This window comes from Nocardia asteroides (assembly GCA_019930625.1).
GTDB classification, from domain to species: domain Bacteria; phylum Actinomycetota; class Actinomycetes; order Mycobacteriales; family Mycobacteriaceae; genus Nocardia; species Nocardia sputi.
Genome location: CP082844.1, coordinates 225,126 through 245,624, shown reverse-complemented (window position 1 = coordinate 245,624; position 20,499 = coordinate 225,126). Strand labels below are relative to the sequence as shown.

Genomic DNA, 20,499 nt, shown 5'->3' with positions numbered 1-20,499 from the left:
TGTCGGTGCGGTCGACGCCCGAGAGGTGCGCTGATTGCGCTGTGAGCGAAGAAAGGGCGGTACCGGGAGTTCGGTGCCGCCCTGCTTCGTTAATGTTTGTGACGGCAAGTTGGATACGCCCTGTCCGATCGGGCGCGGCGGGTCCAACCAGTGATGGCTATGGGGCAACCCACAACGAGCCGGCGAGAGAAGGCAGGTATCCGTGACAATCAACCAGGCAGGGGTCATGACAACCGCGACTGCTGGTCTCAACCTCAGTGATTCGGTGTACGAGCGCCTGCTGCGTGAGCGCATCATCTTCCTCGGCACGCAGGTCGACGACGACATCGCCAACAAGCTGTGCGCGCAGATCCTGTTGCTGTCGGCGGAGGACCCCACCAGGGACATCTCGCTCTACATCAACTCGCCGGGCGGCTCGGTGACCGCGGGCATGGCCATCTACGACACGATGCAGTTCGCCGAGTGCGACATCGCTACCTACGGCATGGGCCTGGCCGCGTCCATGGGGCAGTTCCTGCTCACCGCGGGCACCAAGGGCAAGCGCTACGCGCTGCCGCACGCGCGCATCATGATGCACCAGCCCTCCGCGGGCATCGGCGGCTCGGCGGCCGACATCGCGATCATGGCCGAGCAGTTCGCGCACACCAAGCGCGAGCTGAACGAGCTGCAGGCGATGCACACCGGCAAGTCGGTCGAGCAGGTCACCGCCGACGCCGACCGCGACCGCTGGTTCACCGCGACCGAAGCCCTGGAATACGGCTTCATCGACCACGTGATCAGCCACGCGAATCAGGCCAACGGCGCCAAGAAGTAACGCACCGGATCACCCACAGGCCCCCGGACACCTCGAACGTCCGGCCGCCGCACCGACTTTGGAGACTCAGATGGCCAATTCGATCGACCCGCGCGCCGGCCTGTCCGGCATCGCACCGCAGAGCCCGCAGGCGCGCTATATCCTGCCGTCGTTCATCGAGCACTCGAGCTTCGGCGTCAAGGAGTCCAACCCCTACAACAAGCTGTTCGAGGAGCGCATCATCTTCCTCGGCGTGCAGGTGGACGACGCCTCGGCGAACGACATCATGGCGCAGCTGCTGGTGCTGGAGTCGCTGGACCCCGACCGCGACATCACCATGTACATCAACTCGCCGGGCGGCTCGTTCACCTCGTTGATGGCCATCTACGACACCATGCAGTACGTGCGCGCCGACGTCGCCACGGTCTGCCTGGGCCAGGCCGCCTCGGCCGCCGCCGTGCTGCTGGCCGCGGGCACCCCGGGCAAGCGCGCCTGCCTGCCCAACGCCCGCGTGCTGATCCACCAGCCCTCGCTGGAGGGTGGCATCCAGGGGCAGGTGTCGGACCTGGAGATCCAGGCCGCCGAGATCGAGCGCATGCGCCGCCTGATGGAGACCACGCTCGCGCGGCACACCGGCAAGGACGCCGATACCATCCGCAAGGACACCGACCGTGACAAGATCCTGACGGCCGAGGAGGCCAGGGAGTACGGGATCATCGACACGGTGTTCGACTACCGCAAGCTGAGCGCGCAGAAGTAATCAGGCGCCGATCGTCGCTTCCGGCGGAGCCGGGACGACGGGGGTGAATCGCCGATCCCGGTGGCGGTTCGCTCGGAAATCGCTCTACAAAAGGGAATTTCCGGCCGGGAAGTATGCCAATCGGCGTGCCGCCCGGCCGGGACCGCATACGCGCCGCCGCGGATGAGAATCTGTTCGAATCCTGGCGCGGCGCGATAGGTGGCCGGAGGTCTCGGTTGCCGATCCGACGGGCGGATCGCCTGTCGGTGTCGGGACAACTCGCACAACCCGCGCGAGAAACATGCGCGAGTTGTCGACCTCCATCCCGAACACCGGGTACGGTCAACCTAGGGACCTTTGCTCCCGGTTGACAGCACTGCCCCACCGGCCACGGATCAGCCGATGCGTTTGCGGCTGCGAAAGTGGTGGACAGCTGGCAACCTGGACGGACGGTTGCACGCGGACAAGGAAGTAGGGACCCACGAGATGGCGCGCATCGGAGATGGCGGCGATCTGCTGAAGTGCTCTTTCTGCGGAAAGAGCCAGAAGCAGGTCAAGAAGCTCATTGCGGGACCAGGGGTGTACATCTGCGACGAGTGCATCGATCTCTGCAACGAGATCATCGAGGAGGAACTCGCCGAGTCCAGCGAGGTCAAGCTCGATGAGCTGCCGAAGCCGGCCGAGATCCGCGACTTCCTGGAGAACTACGTCATCGGACAGGACACCGCCAAGCGCACTCTCGCGGTGGCCGTCTACAACCATTACAAGCGCATCCAGGCCGGTGACAAGGGCCGGGACAGCCGCGGCGAGACCGTCGAGCTGGCCAAGTCCAACATCCTGATGCTGGGTCCCACCGGCTGCGGCAAGACGTATCTGGCCCAGACGTTGGCGAAGATGCTGAACGTGCCGTTCGCCATCGCCGACGCTACCGCGCTCACCGAGGCCGGATATGTCGGCGAGGACGTCGAGAACATCCTGCTGAAGCTGATCCAGGCCGCGGACTACGACGTCAAGCGCGCCGAGACCGGCATCATCTACATCGATGAGGTCGACAAGATCGCTCGCAAGAGCGAGAACCCCTCGATCACCCGCGACGTGTCCGGTGAGGGCGTGCAGCAGGCGCTGCTGAAGATCCTGGAGGGCACCCAGGCGAGCGTGCCGCCGCAGGGCGGGCGCAAGCACCCGCACCAGGAGTTCATCCAGATCGACACCACCAACGTGCTGTTCATCGTGGCGGGCGCCTTCGCCGGCCTGGAAAAGATCATCTCCGACCGCACCGGCCATCGCGGCATCGGTTTCGGCGCCGAGGTGCGTTCCAAGGCCGAGATCGACACCACCGACCACTTCGCGGACGTCATGCCGGAGGATCTGATCAAGTTCGGCTTGATCCCCGAGTTCATCGGTCGTCTGCCCGTGGTCGCCTCGGTGACCAACCTGGACAAGGAATCGCTGGTCAAGATCCTGTCCGAGCCGAAGAACGCGCTGGTCAAGCAGTACGTCCGGTTGTTCGAGATGGACGGGGTCGACCTCGAGTTCACCGACGACGCGCTGGAGGCCGTCGCCGACCAGGCGATCCTGCGCGGCACCGGCGCGCGTGGCCTGCGGGCGATCATGGAGGAAGTCCTCCAGCCCGCGATGTACGACATCCCCAGCCGCGACGACGTCGCGAAGGTGGTTGTCAACGCGGACACCGTCAACGACAACGTGCTGCCCACCATCGTGCCGCGCAAGCCGCAGCGGCCGGAGCGCCGGGAGAAGTCGGCGTAATCCGGGTGTGGCGGCTTACCCGCGGGGGTACACCTTCGTGAGGGTTGAGCAAACAGCCTAGTTCCGGCGGCTGCGTCTTCTGGAGCGCTACATCACCCGCGAGCACTCCCTCTCGCGAGAACGCTGCGGGCGCGACTGGACCGAGGTCCTCATGTCGGCAGGCTTCGCCAACCCCACGTACGTCCTCAACGCTGCTCGCAATGCCGATCACCCCGCCGAGCGGCTCAAGATTTCCGTCACCGCCCCGAGCGAGCTGGTCACCCTCTGCGCGCTCGCGGGCGAGGTCGACCATTACACCGTCGAAGTGTTCCGCCGCAGGCTGATCGGCTCGCTGGGCACAGCGGCGCCCCTGGTGGTCGTCGATCTGTCCAAAGTCAGGTTCTTCGGCGTCGCCGGACTACAAGTCCTGATCGACGCGCGGTCCATGCTGGAGGAGACCGGCCGCAGGTTGCGTCTGGTCACCGGCCAGCCGTGCGTGGACCGGCTGCTGCAGCTGGCTGGTGACCGTGCGCGGTTCGAGGTCATGGCGAGTCTGGCCGACGCCGTGCTCGTTGCCGCCTGAAGCGGGTGTCCGTCGTTACGATCGGTTCATGTTTGCCAACCGGCGCCTGGAGCGCAAGGTCGACGCGTTGCACGTCAAGCTCGATCTGATCATGGCCCATCTGGGCATCGAGGCGCCGGTCGCGCCGCGGCCTGCGGTGCGGTCGGTCCCGCGGGGCGAGGGCATGGCGGAGATCGACGCATTACTGGCGCAGGGCAAGAAGATTCACGCGATCAAGCGGTACCGCGAGCTCACCGGCTGCGGGTTGAAAGAGGCCAAAGACGCGGTCGAACGGCGGTACCCGTACTGAGGACGCCGGAGTGGCAGGCCAGGGGCGGGGTTCGGCTCGCTGACCGCATCCGCGCCGGTTCGGGCAGGGGGTCGGCGTACGGCTCCGTGCTGACTTCCGTTGCGCCGCTGCGCAGTAGGACTAGCCGGGCGCGCTGTGCACCAGCGGGGCGTGCAGACCCGTCCGGGGGTCGGCGTCCGTGCCGCTCATGTCCGCAAGGGCACGTTCCGGCAAGGGCTCGTGCCCGATCGGGTCGGGCAGGTTACGCACCTGTTCGGTGGCGTAGCTGATCGCGCGACCGTAGCGCGCGCTCGCGGCGTCGTGGATGAGCAGCGCGACGCCGATCATCACCGGAGCAACCCCGTGCACGGCGGCGTCGAACCACCGCCCCTCGCTCACGTACGGGTAGGTGTTCAAGGCGACAGTGAGGGCCAGCAAGGCGATCTCGGCCGCGGCCACCTGGCTGCGGTTGTCCAGCACGCCCCACTCGGTGACCTTGTTCGTGCCGATCATGATGATGATCAGCGACACGCTGATCATCGCCTCGAGCAGGTAGCTGAACCAGTACAGCGGGTCGGTCGGCCCGCCCGGCGCGATGTTGTGCTGGACGTTGACCGCCGACCACAGCATCCCCGCCGCGACGACGCCCGCCAGCGCGCCGAGCGACCAGGAACGGTGCCGGTACAGCGACGCCAGCCGGGCGTGCGGGCTGGAGGCTCGGCGCTGCGCCGCAATGGCTTTGCGCGCCAGCAACAGGTCCCTGATCTCGGCTTTCTCGATGGCCTCCGAGGTGTGCCGCGCCCGGTCGGATGCCGCGGAGGACGCTTCGGCATGCTTCCAGCGCTGGTCGCGGTTCTGGGTCCGGATCCGTTCGGCCAGTTCGCGTTCGGCGAGCAGTTCCTCTTCCGACAGTGCGCCGGTCAGCGCCGGGTCGAACTGGTAGGCGAGACGGCCGCGGGCCTTCTCGACCCGCCTCGCCAGCCGTTCGATGTCGTCGTCCGGGGTCTGTTCGTCGAGCATGCGGCTCCAAAACGGTCGGGCGGAGGGGAACTCGAGAAATCGAAGACGCCGGCACGGCTACCGTGCGGGGAAATTCGCAGCGGTAGCTCGCTGACCGGGGCACGGCCAGGCGACGTCGACACCCCTTATTCTTAGTGCATTCCAGGCCGCAGCGACAGTCCGGAGTGGATGCGGCGCCGAAGTGCCAGGTCGGCGGAGACCTTTTCCCAGCGCCGCAGCCCCTTTCACGCCCAGGGCACACGGCAGGAATCGGTGCTGAAACCCTGTGCGGTGATCCCGAGCGCGGAATTGAACCGGGCGCGCGAGTTTTCCAGCGCGATGTGATAGCCGAGCTCCACCACACCGGCCCGGCCGAAGCGCCGCTCGAGGTCGGCGACCTGCTCGTCGGTGACCGCGGTCGGCGTGGCGGTCATCGCGTCGGCGTAGGCGATGGCGGCGCGCTCGTCGTCGGAGTACAGCGGCGAGGTCGCGTAGTCGGCGATGTGTTCGAGCCGGGCGATGTCCAGCTCGCCCAGGCGCATGAGCATGGCGCCGAAGTCGACGCACCACGAACAGCCGATCGTCCACGCCGTGCGATAGACGGCGATCTCGCGGATAACGGCGGGCAGGACGGTGCTGGCCCGGTCCACCATGGTCTCGTGCACCGCGTTGGCGGTAAGCAGCTTCGGATGGTTGGCGGTGACGGCGAAGGGCTCCGGCACTTCGCGGAAGCGGCGCTTGGCCAGCCGGTACAGCAGTTTGGTCACCGGCCCCGCCTGCTGCGGGGTGACGGCGGCGATCCGAGTGGCGCCCATGTCGATCTCCTTCGATCAGCGGATGTGGTTCCTACTTCTCGGACGAGAGACCGGGCCGGAATGTGATGGGGCGACGGTGTGAGCCGGCACACGGCCGCCGGGCGGGTCACTCGGGGTCGACCCGCATGTCCTCCTGGCTCCAGTAGGCGCGCATTCCGGTTTTCCGGCCTTCCTCGTCGAACTCCATCACGTCGATCGGCGACAGGACGAAGCGCTGCCCACCGACCTTGGTGACGATGGTGAACGCGAACGCGGCCTGGTTGCCCGCGACCCTGACATCCTCGGGCCGCAGCTCGGTCTCCCGGTCCAGGGCGGCGATCACCTCGTAGAACTCGCGGATGGCGTCGTGGCCGCGCTTGGGCGGGGTGCCGACCGGGTCCTCCACGACCGCGTCGGGCGCGTACAGATCGACGATGTCCTCGGTCGGGCCCGAGCCGACCAGCTTGACGTACTGCTCGACCACATCGCGGATCTGCTCGGCCATCGAGCCTCCTCTTGAGGTGAAACGTGTTCTAGTTTTGTAGCCTAGCAAGTTCGCGAGTCCGATTCGATCCCTTGCGCCGCGTCCAGCACGACAATCTGCACGCCGGTGGCCAACAGCGCGGTGGCCGACAACCCGAACAGTGTGCGGAAGGCGTCGCTGAAATGGGACGGACTGGCGAATCCTGCCTCGGCCGACGCGACCGTGAGATTCGCGCCTTCGGCGATCGCGCGGCCGACGCCGAGCATCCTGGCCCAGAGCCGATACCGCCGGAACGAGGTTCCTGCCTGCGCCGCGAACAAGCGCAGGAAGCGTGACTCGGACAGGTGCGCCGCCGCGGCGAACCGCCCTGCGGTGAATTCGCGCGCGGGATCGGCGAGCAGCGCCGCCATCGCCTCCGTCACGCGACCGTCCAACACCGGGACCGGCGCGGCGCCGACGAGGTCGGCCAGTTCGTGCGGATCGGGACACGGGCCGCTCGCGGCGGTCGTCAGCGCGCTCTCCGCTCGGTGACCGAGTCCGAAACCGCTGTCCCATAGGAGCATTCGGTCGCGACATGCCCGGGCGCTGCGCGAGCCCGGATCCAGATAGCAGAACATCATGTGATCGCCGCCCGCGACCACGCGATGTACCCGGCGTGGCGGGATCAGCGCGCTGCGTGCGGTACGCGCTATGCCGTCGGCCTCCAGCGTGAGCGTGGCGTCCACCCCGACGGCAAGGCAGTCGACCGCGGTGGAATGCGCCGCCAAGTGCAGCGACGGTCCGCGATAGATCGCCTGCCCGGGCCACAGCCACAATGCTGCGGGAGAGGGCGTCCCCGGCGGAATGCTCGGCCCCATGCCGTCATGCTGTCACGGGCCACGCTGCCACGGGCCGTGGAACCGACTGTGTGATGTTGTGGTCGGCCCGGTGACGGCGCCGCTCGGTGTGGGCCGATCGCGCCGGATGTGGGGGATCGTCGTTGATCCCCCTGGTTCGCCGTTGAACCATGAACCGCGCTGAGTGTTCGCTGAATTTGTCGGGAACGGGGCACCCCGTGTTACTGCGCAGCGATGGCCTCCTCGGAATAGTCGCCGTAACGCGGCGCACCGGCGTTGCGGTAGGTGCCGATGACGATGCCGCTGCCGGTCACCCGCGATTCCGTGAGCTCGAGCCCGGTCGGCTGCACATCGGTGCTGAACAGGCGCTTACCGGTGCCGAGAAGTACCGGGAAGGTGAGCAGGTGAAGGGTGTCGATCAGGCCGTTGGCCAACAGTGTGCGGGCCAGGTTGCCGCTGCCGTGCGTCTGGAGTTCGCGGCCGGGCCGCTGTTTCAGTGCGGTCACTTCGGCGACGAGTTCGCCACGCAGTAGCTCGGTGCCCGGCCATGCGGCGCGCTCCAGGGTTCGGCTGGCGACGTGCTTGGGCAGGGCGTTGAGCTTGGTGGCCACCGGGTTGTCCGGATCGGTGATCTTCGGCCAGTAACCGGCGAAGATCTCGTAGGTACGCCGTCCGAGCAAGAACGCGTCCGCGCGATCGAAAACCGCGTCGATGAACGCGCCGAAATCCGCGTCGCCGAACGGCACAGACCAGCCTCCATGGGTGAATCCGCCGCTGGTGTCCTCCTGCGGGCCGCCGGGTGCTTGGCACACGCCGTCCAGCGTGACGAACTGGGTGAGGGACAGCTCCATGACGTGGTGTTCCTTTCGTCCTTTTCGCCCGCCGGGCGTCGGCCGTTCACCGATTCCGACGGCGTGGACCGGGGAAATTCATCGCTATTTCCGCTGTTCGTGCCCCGGTGTGTCGAGCTTGCGCTGCCGGTGCCGTGCTGTTTACTCGGTCCGGTCAACCAGAGGTTCGAGTGACGAGTGGAAAGCGGAGGAGACATGGCACTGCCTACCATGACCGCAGAGCAGCGCACCGAGGCATTGGCCAAGGCGGCTGCGGTCCGCAAGGCACGCTCCGAACTGATCGGCAAGGTGAAGGAGGGCAAGGTCTCGGTCGCGGACCTGCTGAAGAAGGCCGACTCCGACGAGCTGGTCAAGAAGACCAAGGTGGCCGCGGTGATCAAGGCCCTGCCCGGTGTCGGCCCGGTGAAGGCCGCGAAGCTGATGGACCAGGCGGAGATCCCCGAGGACCGCCGCATCGGCGGTCTCGGCGCACGTCAGCGCGCGGCGCTGCTCGAAGCGCTGAAGGACTGACCCGGGGAACTCGGCGTTATCCGCGGACGCACCGGATCACGCCCGTGGTGATCGCCCACGGGCGTCCCGGACTCGCCGACCGGGCCTCGATCATCGAGACGTGCGTGGACGGCGGCGCGGGAAACGCAGCGTGATCGGCTGCGGTTCCGACAGGGGCAGCTCGCCACGCGGCGGAACGAAGACACAGACGACTCCGCCGACCACGAGCAGGAACGCCGCGACGAGGCTGGCCGTGAAACTGGCCGCGCCCAGCTCGGCGGGCTTGTGGGAGACGTGGTACAGGAAATGGGGGATACCGAAGGTCAGCCAGCCGATGCCCGCGATCCGGGCCGCCGTGGTGCCGTCGACGACCAGCGCGGCGATCGTCACCGCGGTCAGCGCGAGGAAGAAGGACCCGACGTCGGCCGCGAGATGGTGGTTGTACGGGCCGTCGGCCGCCACCCAGCGTGCGCCGAATCCCGGGAAGCTGGTGTACCAGGAGTGCGGCGCCAGCGTGGCCCACAGACCGACGACGGCGCCTTGCACCGCCAAAACGGCCAGTACGATCCGGGTGAGCAGCAGGCGGCGGTACTGCTCGAACCGCATCCGCACCCGCAGGCCCCCGGAGTTTCCCTCCACCGAGATCCGCATCGGCCGCTCCGTTCTCACCGAATCCGTTTCGGCTCTGTGCAGCCACGGTAAGACGGGTGTCCGGCCGGAGCAATAGTGAGTCAGGCCAACAACGAGTCCGTGCCCGGATCGGTGCCGATCCGCTCGGGGGCGGTGTAGACGTTCATGGTGTCGCCGCGGAGGAAGCCGACCAGGCTGAGTCCGGCCTCGGCGGCGAGGTCGACGGCGAGGGAGCTGGGCGCGGAGACCGCGCCGAGCATCGGGATGCCGGCCATGACGGCTTTCTGCACCAGTTCGAACGAGGCGCGCCCACTGACGATGAGCACCAGATCGTGAGCGGGGACCCGGGTTTCGCGCAGCGCCCAGCCGATCACCTTGTCCACCGCGTTGTGCCTGCCGATGTCCTCGCGCACCGCCAGCGCTGAGCCTTCGGCGGTGAACAACCCCGCGGCATGCAAGCCGCCGGTGGCGTCGAACACCGATTGGCGGTCGCGCAGCATGCCGGGCATGGCGGCCAGCACACGGGAATCCACCACGGGGCCGCCGGAGGGCAGGGGGAATCGCGTGCGGGTGCGTACCTCCTCGAGGGCACTCTTGCCGCACAGGCCGCAGGCGCCGGTGGTGAGGAAATTCCGCTTCGTCACCGGGACGGGTGCGCGCAGGGTGACGTCGAGGACGTTGTAGGTGTTGCGACCCTGGTCGTCGGTGCCCGCGCAGTAGCGGGCCGCCACGATGTCCTCGGCGGAGCCGATCATGCCTTCGCTCAACAGGAATCCGTGCACGAGGTCGACGTCGTTGCCGGGGGTGCGCATGGTGACCGTCAGAGATTGCCCGCCGATGCGGATTTCCAGCGGTTCCTCGACGGCGAGGGTGTCCGGACGACGGATCTCCCCGGTGGGCGAGATCCGCAGCATCCGGCGGCGGGCGGTGACGCGACTCATGCTGTGTCCTTGTCTGCATGAGCGGGGCCCTGCGTGGTTACGCTGCGCTGCCTCCTCCGGGCCTGACCGCTCATGCTGTGTCCTTGTCTGCATGAGCGGGGCCCTGCGTGGTTACGCTGCGCTGCCTCCTCCGGGCCTGACCGCTCATGCTGTGTCCTTGTCTGCATGAGCGGGGCCCTGACTCCCGCCCTGACCGCTCACGCCGGTGCTCGCTTCGAATCGGATGGTGACCGCTTTGGAGACGGGTGTGTTGGACCGTTTCGCGACGTGGTCCAGTGGTACCAGAGGATTCGTTTCGGGGTAGTAGGCGGCGGCGTTGCCGCGTGGGGTGGGATAGGAGACCAGGCGGAAGCCTTCGACGCGGCGTTCGGTGCCGTCGGTCCACTCGGAGACGATGTCGACCAGGTCGCCGTCGGTGAAGCCGAACGCGGTGATGTCGTCGGGGTGGACCAGGACGACTTTGCGGCCGTGGTGGATGCCGCGGTAGCGGTCGTCGAGGCCGTAGATGGTGGTGTTGTACTGGTCGTGGCTGCGCAGCGTTTGCAGGATCAGCCTGCCCTCGGGGACCGGCAGCCAGGTCAGTTCGTTGACCGCGAAGTTGGCCTTGCCGGTGGCGGTACGGAATTCGCGGGCGTCGCGCGGCGGGTGGGGTAACTGGAAGCCGTTGCGCTGCCGAACTTTACGGTTGTAGTCGGTGCAGCCGGGTACGACGCGGGAGATGGCGTCGCGGATGGCGTCGTAGTCGCGGGCGAAACGCGCCCACCCCACCGCGTGATCGGCGCCGAAGAGTTCCGCGGCGAGTTCGCAGACGATGGCGACTTCGCTGCGCAGGTGTTCGCTGACGGGCTTCAGCCGACCGGTGGACAGGTGCACCATCGACATCGAGTCCTCCACCGAGACTTGATGTTTGGTGCCGTCCGGGGCGAGGTCGACGTCGGTGCGCCCGAGGGTGGGCAGGATGAGCGCGGTGCGGCCGTGCACGACGTGGCTGCGGTTGAGTTTGGTGGAGACCTGCACGGTGAGCGCGCAGCCGCGCAGCGCTGCCTCGGTCACGGCGGTGTCGGGGGTGGCGGAGACGAAGTTGCCGCCCATGCCGAAGAAGACTTTCGCGTGCCCGTCACGCATGGCGCGGATGGCCGCGACGGTGTCGAGGCCGTGCTCGCGCGGGCTGGTGATGCCGAACTCGCGATCGAGAGCGCCGAGGAAGGTCTCGGGCATCTTCTCCCAGATGCCCATGGTGCGGTCACCCTGGACGTTGGAGTGGCCCCGCACCGGGCACACACCCGCGCCCGGTTTCCCGATCATGCCGCGCAACAGCAGCAGGTTGGTGGCCTCCTCGATGGTGGCCACGGCATGGGCCTGCTGGGTCAGGCCCATCGCCCAGCACAGGATGATGTTGCGCGAGCGTGCGAACAGCTCGGCGGTGTGCTCGAGTTCGGCCGCGCTCAGGCCGGTCGCTTCTTCCACGGTGGCGAGATCGACGGCACGCGCGTGCTTTTCGTAGTCGGCATAGCCCGCGCAGTGGGCGTCGACGAACGCGCGGTCGACCACCGTGCCGGGCGCGCGGTCCTCGGCTTCCAGTAGCAGGCGGCCCAGCGCCTGGAACAGGGCCAGGTCACCGCCGAGGCGGATCTGCAGGAAGTCGTCGGCGATCGGCACACCGGTGGTGATCCCTTTCACCGTCTGCGGATCGCGGAAGCCGAGCAGCCCGGTCTCCGGCAGCGGGTTCACCGCGACGATCCGGGCGCCCTTCGCTTTGGCCGCGGCGAGCGCGCTGAGCATCCGCGGATGGTTGGTGCCCGGGTTCTGTCCCGCGACGACGATCAAGTCGGCCTTTTCGAAGTCATCGATGGAGATCGAGCCCTTGCCTATCCCGATCGAGCTCGACAGCGCCGTACCGGAGGACTCGTGGCACATGTTGGAGCAGTCCGGCAGATTGTTGGTGCCGTAACTGCGTACCAGCAGCTGATAGAGAAACGCGGTCTCGTTGCTGGTGCGGCCGGAGGTGTAGAACACCGCCTCGTCGGGCGAGTCCAAGCCGCGCAGTGTATCTGCGATCAACCGGTAGGCCTCCTCCCAGGTGATGGGGGAGTAATGGGTGTCGCCGGGCCGCAGCACCATCGGGTGAGTCAGCCTGCCCTGCTGCCCGAGCCAGTAGCCGGACTTCTCGCTCAGCTCGGCGATCGAGTGCGCGGCGAAGAACTCCGGCGTGACCGTGCGCAGCGTGGCTTCCTCGGCGACGGCCTTCGCGCCGTTCTCGCAGAACTCCGCGGGCCTGCGATGACCGGTCGGCTCCGGCCAGGCGCAGCCGGGGCAGTCGAAGCCGTGCACCTGATTGACCCGCGCCAGGGTGCGGGCGGTGCGCACGACACCCATCTCCTCGACCGAGCGTTTCAGCGCCACCGCCACGGCGGTGACACCCGCGGCCTGCTCCTTCGGCGGGGTCACACTCAGCTCGGACTCATCGATGTCGCGGCTCGGTCCGTTTCGGTGCATGCCGCCATTGTCCCCTTCCCGTCGTCCGGACCGGGCGCGGACCGGCAGGCTCACGCCGCTGTTCAGGAACGGCGGCGAGCGCCCGCGGTGTCGGCCGCGCCGCCGGTGCGCTGATCCTGGCCGCGGTAGGTGAGGACGCGCTCGCTGACGCGGACGCGCCAGCCCGGAAGGAGTTCGGTCGGGGACGTGTTGATCCGGGTCCACTGGTCGGCGCCGGGAGCCGCGATGAAGGTGCCGGACGTGGCGGCGGCGTCCCGGACGTACACCTTGCCGCCGTCGACCGACACGTAGGCGTGAACGCGGGAAACGTGGCGATCGCGCTGGATGACGAGCGGTGCGGCGGTAGCGGCGCGCACCGATTCGTCCACCTGGGGACCGCGACCGATGACGTAGGCGCGATTCAACGGGTAAGCCGCACCGTCTTCGGTCACCAGTGCGCCGATGTTGTCTCCTGCGGGGGCCGCCGGGCGAGGAACACCTGTTCCGCTGGTCTCGGGCGTTTTCCGCAGGGCTACCGCTTCATGCGCGGGATGCACTTGGGACCAAGCGAGCGGACGATCCGCGACTGGCCGTGGCGGACGCGGTTTGGCAAGGGGACGCACCGATTCGGTCGGCTGCGGGGCGGGCGCGACGGCTTCGGACGCGCCGGTCGGTTCGGGCATCGCGGTGAAACCCGCCGCGGCCGTCGGCTCGGGCTCGGGCCGCGAAGCGGGCTCGGCGGTGCGCGGCTCGACCGTTTTCCCGGCGCGCCGCACCGCCGCGTGCAAGACGAAGCCGCCACCGGGCACCACGCCCGCGCGCAGGTCCGTGCGTGGCAGCGCGGTCGGCGGCGCACCGGTGCCCGCCCCGATCGTGATGCGGCGCACCGGTTCGCGCACGATTTCGTCCACCCAGGTGAACGCACGTCCGCCGTCGAGGCGGCGGGTGCCCTCCGCGCCTTGGATCTCCGCGGTCACCGGTCCGCGCAACAGGATCAGCATGCCGTCGTCGGTCGGCGCGACCACGCCGAACGGCGGCGGTTGGACCGTGCTGCCGAAGATCACCGCGGCCAAGCGCTGAGCGAGCGCGGCGCCGGGGTGGTCCCCTTCGGCGACGGCTTCGATGGTGCCGAGTACGCGGTCGGTGGAGGCGGTTTCGGCACCGAGGTAGGCGACGACCGCCCCGAAGCGGGCGACCAGTCCGTCGCCCGGTGCGACACCCACGGTGGACGGTTTTCTGCGCACCCGCGCCCTCCTTCCCGGCGCACTACCGGCATACCGAAGCCAGCATAGAGCGTCGGCGGGAACCGAACCGGGGTGTCGAGACATCGCGAGTGAAATGCGCCGAACGCTCCGTTGTGCCCCTCGGCCGCCGAATCTCGCGCTGCGGCGCGGGTTCTCGCGAGCGGGCCCGCCTGTCTTCGCAATGGCTGTGAGCTGCGCGTTGTGGCCTTTTCCGCAGCAGACGGTGGCCATGTGTGAAATTTATGTCTGTGCTGTGGATCACATGAAGTGTCGACGTGACCCGTGTGGCGGATGCGCGACCGCGACAGGCCGTTGCGCCCGTGCTCCCGCCGCATGCCGGGTCCGATGCCCCTCCCGAGCTCATCGCCGAGTGTGCGGACGAAGTCCGCGGGCGCGGACCTGCGCCGTTCGTCCGAACAGCGTTCGTACCTGGTTATGCTCGGCGCATGAGCGCAGCAGCCGTCAGCCGCCGGTCCCGCCCCGCCAAAGTTCCGCTGAGTCGTGAGGTGATCGTCGAGACCGGCCTGCGCGTGTTGGACCGGGATGGAGCGGCGGCGCTGACCATGCGCCGCGTGGCGCAGGAGTTGGATACCGGCGCCGCTTCGCTTTACGTGTACGTCGCCAATCGCGACGATCTGATGGCCGCCATGCTCGATCATGTCCTCGGCGCTGTCCCCGCGCCCGCCGGGACGGATTGGCGCGAGCGGCTGACCGCGCTCGTCGATGGCATGGTCGCGGCGATGAGCAGGCACGAAGGACTGGCGCTCGTCGCGCTGGGTGTGATCCCGAGCAGCCCGAACGCGCTGCGGCTGGTGGAACTGATGCTCGGATCGCTCACCGAGGCGGGGCTGGACGCCCGGACCGCGTCGTGGGCGGTGGACCTGCTCTTCCTGCACATCACCGCATCGGCGGCCGAACAGAGCGTGCACGATACCGGTGGCGGGACCGAGCAGGAGTACCTCGCCGCGATCGAGCGGCGCTTCGCCGAGTTGCCCGCCGACCGCTATCCGACCATCGTGGCCATGCGGGACGCTCTGCTGGCAGGCGACGGCGACGCGCGCGCGGCCTGGGCCGTTCAGGTGCTGCTGAACGGCATTCTCGCCACGCGGGCGAAGTGATATTCACTGGCTCACGCCACCCACGCCGATTCACAATGGGCGGGTGATCCGCCTCGCGACGACGCACGACCTACCCGCGCTCCAAGATATCGAACGCGCGGCGGGCAAGCCGTTCGCGGAGATCGGGATGACGGCGGTGGCCGACGACGAACCTCCTTCGGTGGCCACTCTGCGAGAGTTCCAGCAGGCCGGGCGCGCCTGGGTATGGATTGACGACGACGTGCCGATCGGCTACCTGATCGTGGGGATCGTCGACGGGAACGCCCATATCGAGCAGGTCTCCGTGCACCCCGACTACGCCGGACGCCGGATCGGCAAGCGCTTGCTCGACCGAGGCGCGCGCTGGGCCGCTGCCGCGGGGTTGCCCGCGATGACATTGACCACCTTCACCGAGGTCGCCTGGAACGGTCCGTACTACGAGCGGCTCGGCTTCCGGTACCTGTCGGCGGAGGAGCAGACGCCGGGACTGACCGCGTTGCGTGCGGCCGAACACGCGCACGGCCTCGACCGCTGGCCGCGCGCGTGCATGCGCGCCGAGCTGTCCGAATGGTCGATGGACTCCAGCCGCGAAAGGCGGTGCGCCGCTAGGTGAGGGCCAGTTCGGCGGCCGCAGACGCGGCGGCCCGGTCTTCGGCGACCAGGCCGATGCGCGTGCGCCGGTCCAGTAGATCATCGGCGTCGAGCGCGCACTCGTGGGACACCGCGAACACGAATTCCGCCCGCGACACGTCGATTCCGGGCGCCACCGGTTCGGCGAGCGCCGGATCGCGGCGCGCCGCGGCCAGCACCGTCGCCGCTTCGCTGCCGTAACGCTCGATCAGCACGGGCGGGGCGTCGATGCGGTCGCGCGCCGCGCCGGAGACCGCACCCACCAAGGGGAGCCGCCGGGTCCGGCACGGTCCCGCCCCGAGACCGCCCTGCGCGACCGCGGCGTCGATCACGTCCTCGGCCATCCGCCGGTAGGTGGTGAGCTTGCCTCCTACGATCGTGATGATCCCGTTCGGTGAACGCAGCACCGCGTGCTTGCGGGAGATGTCGGCCGTGCTGTCGTCGGCGGTCTGCAGCAGCGGGCGCAGTCCGGCGTAGGAGCCACGGACATCGTCGCGGGTCAACGGCTCACGCAGAGCCGGGTTGAGGGTGTCGAGCAGGAAGTCGATCTCGCCGTCGGTGGGCTTCGGCTCGTCGGGAACCGGGCCCGGCGCGTCTTCGTCGGTCAATCCCAGGTACACCCGGCCGTGTGCGGCGGGGAAGGCGAAGACGAAGCGACCGATGCTGCCGGGCACCGGCACGGTCAGTGCGGCGGTGAGGCCGCCGAAGGACGCCGCGGAGAACACCAGGTGGGTGCCGCGGCTCGGGCGCAGCTGGATACTCGGATCCAGCTGGTCGGCCCAGACGCCGGTGGCGTTCACCACGGTGCGCGGCCGCACCGTGAGTGTTTCGCCGGTGCGCGTGTCGCGCAGGATCGCCGAATTCCCGCTCGCCTCGAGTGCTTCGACGCGGGTCAGCACCCGAGCACCGTGGGCCGCCGCGGTGCGCGCCAGCGCGACGACCAGGCGCGCGTCGTCGACCAGCTGTCCGTCCCATGCCTGCAGGCCGCCGCGCAGGTCCGCGCGCCGCACGGTCGGTGCGAGGCGCACGGCTTCCGCGGCGGCGACGTGCCGGGACCGGGGCAGGATCGCCGCCGGTGTGCCGGCGCCGCGCCGCAGCAGGTCACCGGCCAGGAAACCGGCGCGCACGAGCGCCGCTTGGGTTGTGCCTATTCCGGGCAGCAGCGGCACCAGCTGGGGCAGCGGGCGCACCAGATGCGGCGCGGTGGTGCGCATCAGAATGCCGCGTTCCACCGCGCTCTCATGCGCGATGCCGATCCGTCCGCCGGCCAGATAGCGCAGGCCGCCGTGCACCAGCTTGGAACTCCAGCGGCTGGTGCCGAAGGCCAGATCGTGGCGTTCCACCAGCACGGTGCGCAGTCCACGGGCGGCGGCGTCCAGCGCCGCGCCCGCGCCGGTGACGCCGCCGCCGATCACCAGGACATCGATCTCGGCGCCGTCGCCGAGCCGGGACAGATCCGCGGCGCGGCGCGCCGCGTTCAACGCGGAGTCGCCCGCGGGCATCGAGTTCTCGGTCATCGCTGTGCCTTTCGAGTCGGGCGGGAGGCGTACGAGCCCGTGGTCATCGCGGGTTCCTTCGATCGGAGTCCGCGGCCGCTTCGCGGGTGTGGTCGTCGAGGTACCCGTCGATGGCGTGACGGAGTTCGGTGTCGAGGTGCTCGCCCGCCAGCAGCGGCGCGACGGTGCCCGCCGACTGCACCGCGGACTGCGCGATCAGCAGCAGCATCGTGGCCATCCGCTCCGGGTCGCCGCCGCGTATGGAGCCGTCCTGCTGGCCTTCCCGTATACCGGCCGCGAACAGCTCGATCAGAGCGCGCTGGTTGCGCCCGAGCCTGCCGAAGACGTAGGTGAGCATCAGATCGGTGTCGGTGCGAAAAATCTTGCCGAACAAAGGATTCGCCCGAACGGTCGCCGCGCCCGTGACCATGCCCTCGACCAGCCTGGTGCGCGCGCTGCCCGCGGACGGCATGGCCGCCGCCACGATGCCGCGCAGCTCGCGGACCAGCAGCTCGGCCACCAGCGCGCCGGTATCCGGCCAGCGGCGGTAGACGGTCGGCCTGCTGACGCCCGCACGCCGTGCCACCTCGGTGAGCGTGGTGCGGCGCACGCCGAATTCCTGGACGCAGGCACGGGCCGCGTCGAGGATCGCCAGGTCGGTCGCCGAGAGCGGGTTCTCGGCGGAGATGTCGGGAGCGGTCAACGGTTCACCACCGGTGGGTCGAGCGGTCGACGGGTCGCCGACCTGGAAGAACGAGCCGAATTTTCGTTACTGCTTGACAGTCTATGTCAAACTGTAACGTATGGTGAGAACGCAGCAGCACACCGGCGGTGATCCGGCTCTCGCGGCAAAGGCCGGCTCGGGCGGGTCGCCGAGTATGGTCTGGGATGCTTGGGGTGTCCCGGCTGGACACCAGCCCCTTTCGGAGCGGATCCGTGGTCTGCTGTCGCAGGTGTTCGGGGTGTCGGGCAACCCGGTGGCGCGCCGCGATGAGGGCGACGTGCCACTGCGCGAATCGGCGTTGACGCCCGCGCTGCGAGCCGGGTTGATCGAGGTGGTCGGCTCCGCGAACGTGTCGGCCGACCACCGCGATCGGCTGCGGCACGCCGGGGGAAAGAGCACACCCGATCTGCTGCGCAGGCGGGCCGAGGGCCCGCAGGACGCGCCGGATGCCGTCGTCTTCCCCGCCGATCACGAGCAGGTCCTCGCCGTGCTCGCCTACTGCGCGACGCACGCCGTCGCGGTGGTGCCCTTCGGCGGCGGCACCAGCGTGGTCGGCGGGGTCGACCCCGTGCGCGGTCGCTTCGGCGCCGTGATCGCGCTGGACCTGCGCAGGCTCGACGGCGTCACCGAGATCGATCCGATCAGTGGCACCGCCACGCTGGGCGCGGGCCTGACCGGTCCGCGGGCGGAGGAACTGCTCGGTGCGCACGGGCTCTCGCTCGGTCACTTCCCGCAGAGTTTCGAGTTCGCCACGATCGGCGGCTTCGCGGCGACGCGCTCGTCCGGCCAGGCGTCGGCGGGTTACGGCCGCTTCGACGACATGGTGCAGCGGCTGAAGATCGCCACGCCCACCGGCACGCTCGAACTCGGTCGCGCACCCGCCTCCGCCGCCGGGCCGGATCTGCGCGAGTTGTTCGTCGGCTCGGAGGGGACGCTCGGTGTGATCACCGAGGTCACCCTGCGAGTGCACCCGGTTCCGGACACCGTCGCTTACCAGGCGTGGTCGTTTCCCGACTTCCGGACCGGCGCCGCCGCATTGCGTTCGGTGGTGCAGGCGGGCGCGGCGCCGACCGTGCTCCGGCTCTCCGACGAGGCGGAGACCGGGATCAACCTCGCCCGCTCCGGCGATATCGGCGGCAACCCGGTAACCGGGTGCCTGGCCGTCACCACCTTCGAGGGCAGCGCGGCGCACGTCGCCGCCCGCAGTGCCGAAGCGAGTGCGCTGCTGGCCGCGGCGGGCGGCACGGCCCTGGGCGAGACACCGGCGCGGGAATGGGAGCACGGCCGTTTCGCCGCGCCGTACCTGCGTGACGCGCTCCTGGATGTCGGCGTGCTCTGCGAAACGCTGGAAACGGCCACCACCTGGTCGAACCTGAGTGCGCTGAAGGCCGAGGTGACCGCGGCGCTGACCGATTCGCTCGGCGGGCAGGGGACGCCGCCCCTGGTCATGTGCCACATCTCGCATACCTACCCGACTGGCGCGTCGCTGTATTTCACGGTCGTCGCCAAGCAGTTGGACGACCCGCTGGCCCAGTGGCAGGCCGCCAAGCGCGCGGCGGGCGACGCGATCGTCGCGGCGGGCAGCACCATCACCCATCACCACGCGGTGGGAACCGATCACCGTCCCTGGGTGCCGGACGAGGTGGGCGACCTCGGCGTGCGCGTCCTGCGCGCGGTGAAGGCAGAACTCGACCCGGCCGGCATCCTGAACCCCGGAAAGCTGCTGCCATGACCGAGTATTCGCCGGTGCGCAGAATCACCGTGGTGACCAACCCGCGGTCCGGGCACGGTAGAGGCGGCGACGCGGCGAGCGCCGCGATCGCCCGTTTCCGCGCGGGCGGGGCCGAGGTCACCGAGGTGTGCGCCCCTTCCGTCGCCGAAACGGTCCGGCAGGTGCGGGATTCCATCGCGGGCGTGGGCGGCGCGCCGCCGGACGCTGTGGTCTGCGTCGGCGGCGACGGCCTGATCAATGTGACCCTTCCGGCCGTCGCGGAGACCGGGGTCGCGCTCGGCATGATTCCCGCGGGCACCGGCAACGACCTGGCCAGGGAACTCGGGGTGCCGACCGACGATCCGCTCGCCGCCGCCGCTCTGGTGTTGCGCGGCCGGACCAGGACGATCGATCTCGGCCGGATCGATGCGCCGGGGCAGCCGATGTGGTTCGCCACGGTGATCGGCACCGGATTCGATGCGCGAGTCACCCTGCGCGCCAACGAGATGCGCTGGCCGAAAGGGAGACTGCGCTACACCGTCGCCGCGCTGGCCGAGATCTCCGGGCGCTTCACCGTGCCCTATCGGGTCGAGTTGGAGGGCGCGGTGACCGACGGGTTGACCAACCCGGGGGAGGGCGCCCTGCTGGAGACCGAGGCGGTCATGGTCGCGGTCGGTAACACCCGCACCTATGGCGGCGGCATGCTGATCTGCCCGGACGCGATCATGGACGACGGACTGCTCGACCTGACCGTGGTCGGCGCGTTGTCGCGCGTGGAGATGTTGCGCCTGCTGCCCGCGCTGTCGGCGGGTAAGCGCCGCGACCACCCGGAGGTCAAGCAGTTCCGCGCCGCGGCCGTCACGCTCACCGCCGCGGGCGCGCCCGCCACCGCCGACGGTGAACCGGCGGGCACCTTGCCGATCACCATTCGGGCGGTCCCCGGCGCGTTGACCGTCCTGGTGCCCTGAC

General features: G+C 69.1%; 20 protein-coding genes and 1 pseudogene. 10 read left to right on the top strand and 11 right to left on the bottom strand.

Going from position 1 to position 20,499, the window contains the following annotated elements; all coding sequences use genetic code 11:
• Nucleotides 1-208 precede the first annotated feature (208 nt).
• From K8O92_01205 to K8O92_01185, 5 genes are all read left to right on the top strand, one after another.
• Nucleotides 209-814: an ATP-dependent Clp protease proteolytic subunit gene (locus tag K8O92_01205; protein UAK35368.1), complete on the top strand. Its 606-nt coding sequence runs from the start codon at nucleotides 209-211 to the stop codon at nucleotides 812-814.
• A 70-nt stretch (nucleotides 815-884) separates the two neighbouring features.
• Entirely contained in the window at nucleotides 885-1,553 is a 669-nt protein-coding gene (locus K8O92_01200; protein ID UAK32683.1) for an ATP-dependent Clp protease proteolytic subunit, read from the top strand.
• 465 nt (nucleotides 1,554-2,018) lie between these two features.
• Nucleotides 2,019-3,299 carry an ATP-dependent Clp protease ATP-binding subunit ClpX gene (gene clpX / locus K8O92_01195; protein UAK35367.1) on the top strand — a complete coding sequence of 427 codons (1,281 nt, stop codon included), beginning with the start codon at nucleotides 2,019-2,021 and terminating at the stop codon, nucleotides 3,297-3,299.
• Between the two features lie 151 nt (nucleotides 3,300-3,450).
• Nucleotides 3,451-3,861, top strand: coding sequence for an STAS domain-containing protein (locus K8O92_01190; protein ID UAK32682.1), 411 nt, complete (start codon nucleotides 3,451-3,453; stop codon nucleotides 3,859-3,861).
• Nucleotides 3,862-3,889: 28 nt separating this feature from the next.
• A complete protein-coding gene (locus K8O92_01185) occupies nucleotides 3,890-4,150 on the top strand; it encodes a ribosomal protein L7/L12 (protein UAK32681.1) in 261 nt (86 codons plus the stop codon).
• A gap of 228 nt (nucleotides 4,151-4,378) precedes the next feature.
• Here the strand turns inward: K8O92_01185 and K8O92_01180 are convergent.
• The 5 genes and pseudogenes from K8O92_01180 to K8O92_01160 form a co-directional block, all read right to left on the bottom strand.
• Nucleotides 4,379-5,149 (bottom strand): annotated as a pseudogene (locus K8O92_01180) (hypothetical protein).
• A gap of 224 nt (nucleotides 5,150-5,373) precedes the next feature.
• Nucleotides 5,374-5,943: a carboxymuconolactone decarboxylase family protein gene (locus tag K8O92_01175; GenBank protein ID UAK32680.1), complete on the bottom strand. Its 570-nt coding sequence runs from the start codon at nucleotides 5,941-5,943 to the stop codon at nucleotides 5,374-5,376.
• A 106-nt stretch (nucleotides 5,944-6,049) separates the two neighbouring features.
• Complete coding sequence (locus K8O92_01170; protein ID UAK32679.1) at nucleotides 6,050-6,427, bottom strand: nuclear transport factor 2 family protein; 378 nt, start codon at nucleotides 6,425-6,427, stop codon at nucleotides 6,050-6,052.
• A gap of 41 nt (nucleotides 6,428-6,468) precedes the next feature.
• Complete coding sequence (locus K8O92_01165; protein ID UAK32678.1) at nucleotides 6,469-7,263, bottom strand: AraC family transcriptional regulator; 795 nt, start codon at nucleotides 7,261-7,263, stop codon at nucleotides 6,469-6,471.
• 200 nt (nucleotides 7,264-7,463) lie between these two features.
• Entirely contained in the window at nucleotides 7,464-8,093 is a 630-nt protein-coding gene (locus K8O92_01160) for a dihydrofolate reductase family protein (protein UAK32677.1), read from the bottom strand.
• A gap of 195 nt (nucleotides 8,094-8,288) precedes the next feature.
• Here K8O92_01160 and K8O92_01155 point away from each other — a divergent pair, with 195 nt between their 5' ends.
• A complete protein-coding gene (locus K8O92_01155) occupies nucleotides 8,289-8,603 on the top strand; it encodes an integration host factor (GenBank protein UAK32676.1) in 315 nt (104 codons plus the stop codon).
• Between the two features lie 90 nt (nucleotides 8,604-8,693).
• On the opposite strand, the gene K8O92_01150 is transcribed toward K8O92_01155, so the two are convergent.
• The 4 genes from K8O92_01150 to K8O92_01135 all read right to left on the bottom strand — a co-directional run bounded on the left by K8O92_01150 (nucleotide 8,694) and on the right by K8O92_01135 (nucleotide 13,872).
• Complete coding sequence (locus K8O92_01150) at nucleotides 8,694-9,233, bottom strand: hypothetical protein (protein UAK32675.1); 540 nt, start codon at nucleotides 9,231-9,233, stop codon at nucleotides 8,694-8,696.
• 80 nt (nucleotides 9,234-9,313) lie between these two features.
• Nucleotides 9,314-10,153, bottom strand: coding sequence for a formate dehydrogenase accessory sulfurtransferase FdhD (gene fdhD, locus K8O92_01145; protein ID UAK32674.1), 840 nt, complete (start codon nucleotides 10,151-10,153; stop codon nucleotides 9,314-9,316).
• Nucleotides 10,154-10,297: 144 nt separating this feature from the next.
• Entirely contained in the window at nucleotides 10,298-12,649 is a 2,352-nt protein-coding gene (locus K8O92_01140) for an FdhF/YdeP family oxidoreductase (protein UAK32673.1), read from the bottom strand.
• A gap of 62 nt (nucleotides 12,650-12,711) precedes the next feature.
• Complete coding sequence (locus tag K8O92_01135) at nucleotides 12,712-13,872, bottom strand: FHA domain-containing protein (GenBank protein ID UAK32672.1); 1,161 nt, start codon at nucleotides 13,870-13,872, stop codon at nucleotides 12,712-12,714.
• A gap of 446 nt (nucleotides 13,873-14,318) precedes the next feature.
• Here K8O92_01135 and K8O92_01130 point away from each other — a divergent pair, with 446 nt between their 5' ends.
• Both K8O92_01130 and K8O92_01125 read left to right on the top strand, forming a co-directional pair.
• Nucleotides 14,319-14,990, top strand: coding sequence for a TetR/AcrR family transcriptional regulator (locus K8O92_01130; protein UAK32671.1), 672 nt, complete (start codon nucleotides 14,319-14,321; stop codon nucleotides 14,988-14,990).
• 127 nt (nucleotides 14,991-15,117) lie between these two features.
• A complete protein-coding gene (locus K8O92_01125) occupies nucleotides 15,118-15,582 on the top strand; it encodes a GNAT family N-acetyltransferase (GenBank protein ID UAK35366.1) in 465 nt (154 codons plus the stop codon).
• Here the strand turns inward: K8O92_01125 and K8O92_01120 are convergent.
• Entirely contained in the window at nucleotides 15,575-17,116 is a 1,542-nt protein-coding gene (locus K8O92_01120) for a glycerol-3-phosphate dehydrogenase/oxidase (protein UAK32670.1), read from the bottom strand. The genes K8O92_01125 and K8O92_01120 overlap by 8 nt on opposite strands.
• Nucleotides 17,117-17,159: 43 nt before the next feature.
• Nucleotides 17,160-17,798 (bottom strand): TetR/AcrR family transcriptional regulator, encoded by a 639-nt coding sequence (locus tag K8O92_01115; protein ID UAK32669.1) that lies wholly within the window; start codon nucleotides 17,796-17,798, stop codon nucleotides 17,160-17,162.
• 175 nt (nucleotides 17,799-17,973) lie between these two features.
• On the opposite strand from K8O92_01115, the gene K8O92_01110 reads away from it, so the two are divergent.
• Both K8O92_01110 and K8O92_01105 read left to right on the top strand, forming a co-directional pair.
• Nucleotides 17,974-19,551, top strand: a complete 1,578-nt coding sequence (locus K8O92_01110) for an FAD-binding oxidoreductase (protein ID UAK35365.1) — start codon at nucleotides 17,974-17,976, stop codon at nucleotides 19,549-19,551.
• 14 nt (nucleotides 19,552-19,565) lie between these two features.
• The gene (locus K8O92_01105) at nucleotides 19,566-20,498 is read left to right on the top strand and encodes a YegS/Rv2252/BmrU family lipid kinase (protein UAK35364.1); all 933 of its coding nucleotides are present in this window, start codon (nucleotides 19,566-19,568) and stop codon (nucleotides 20,496-20,498) included.
• The last annotated feature ends 1 nt before the right edge of the window (nucleotide 20,499 follow it).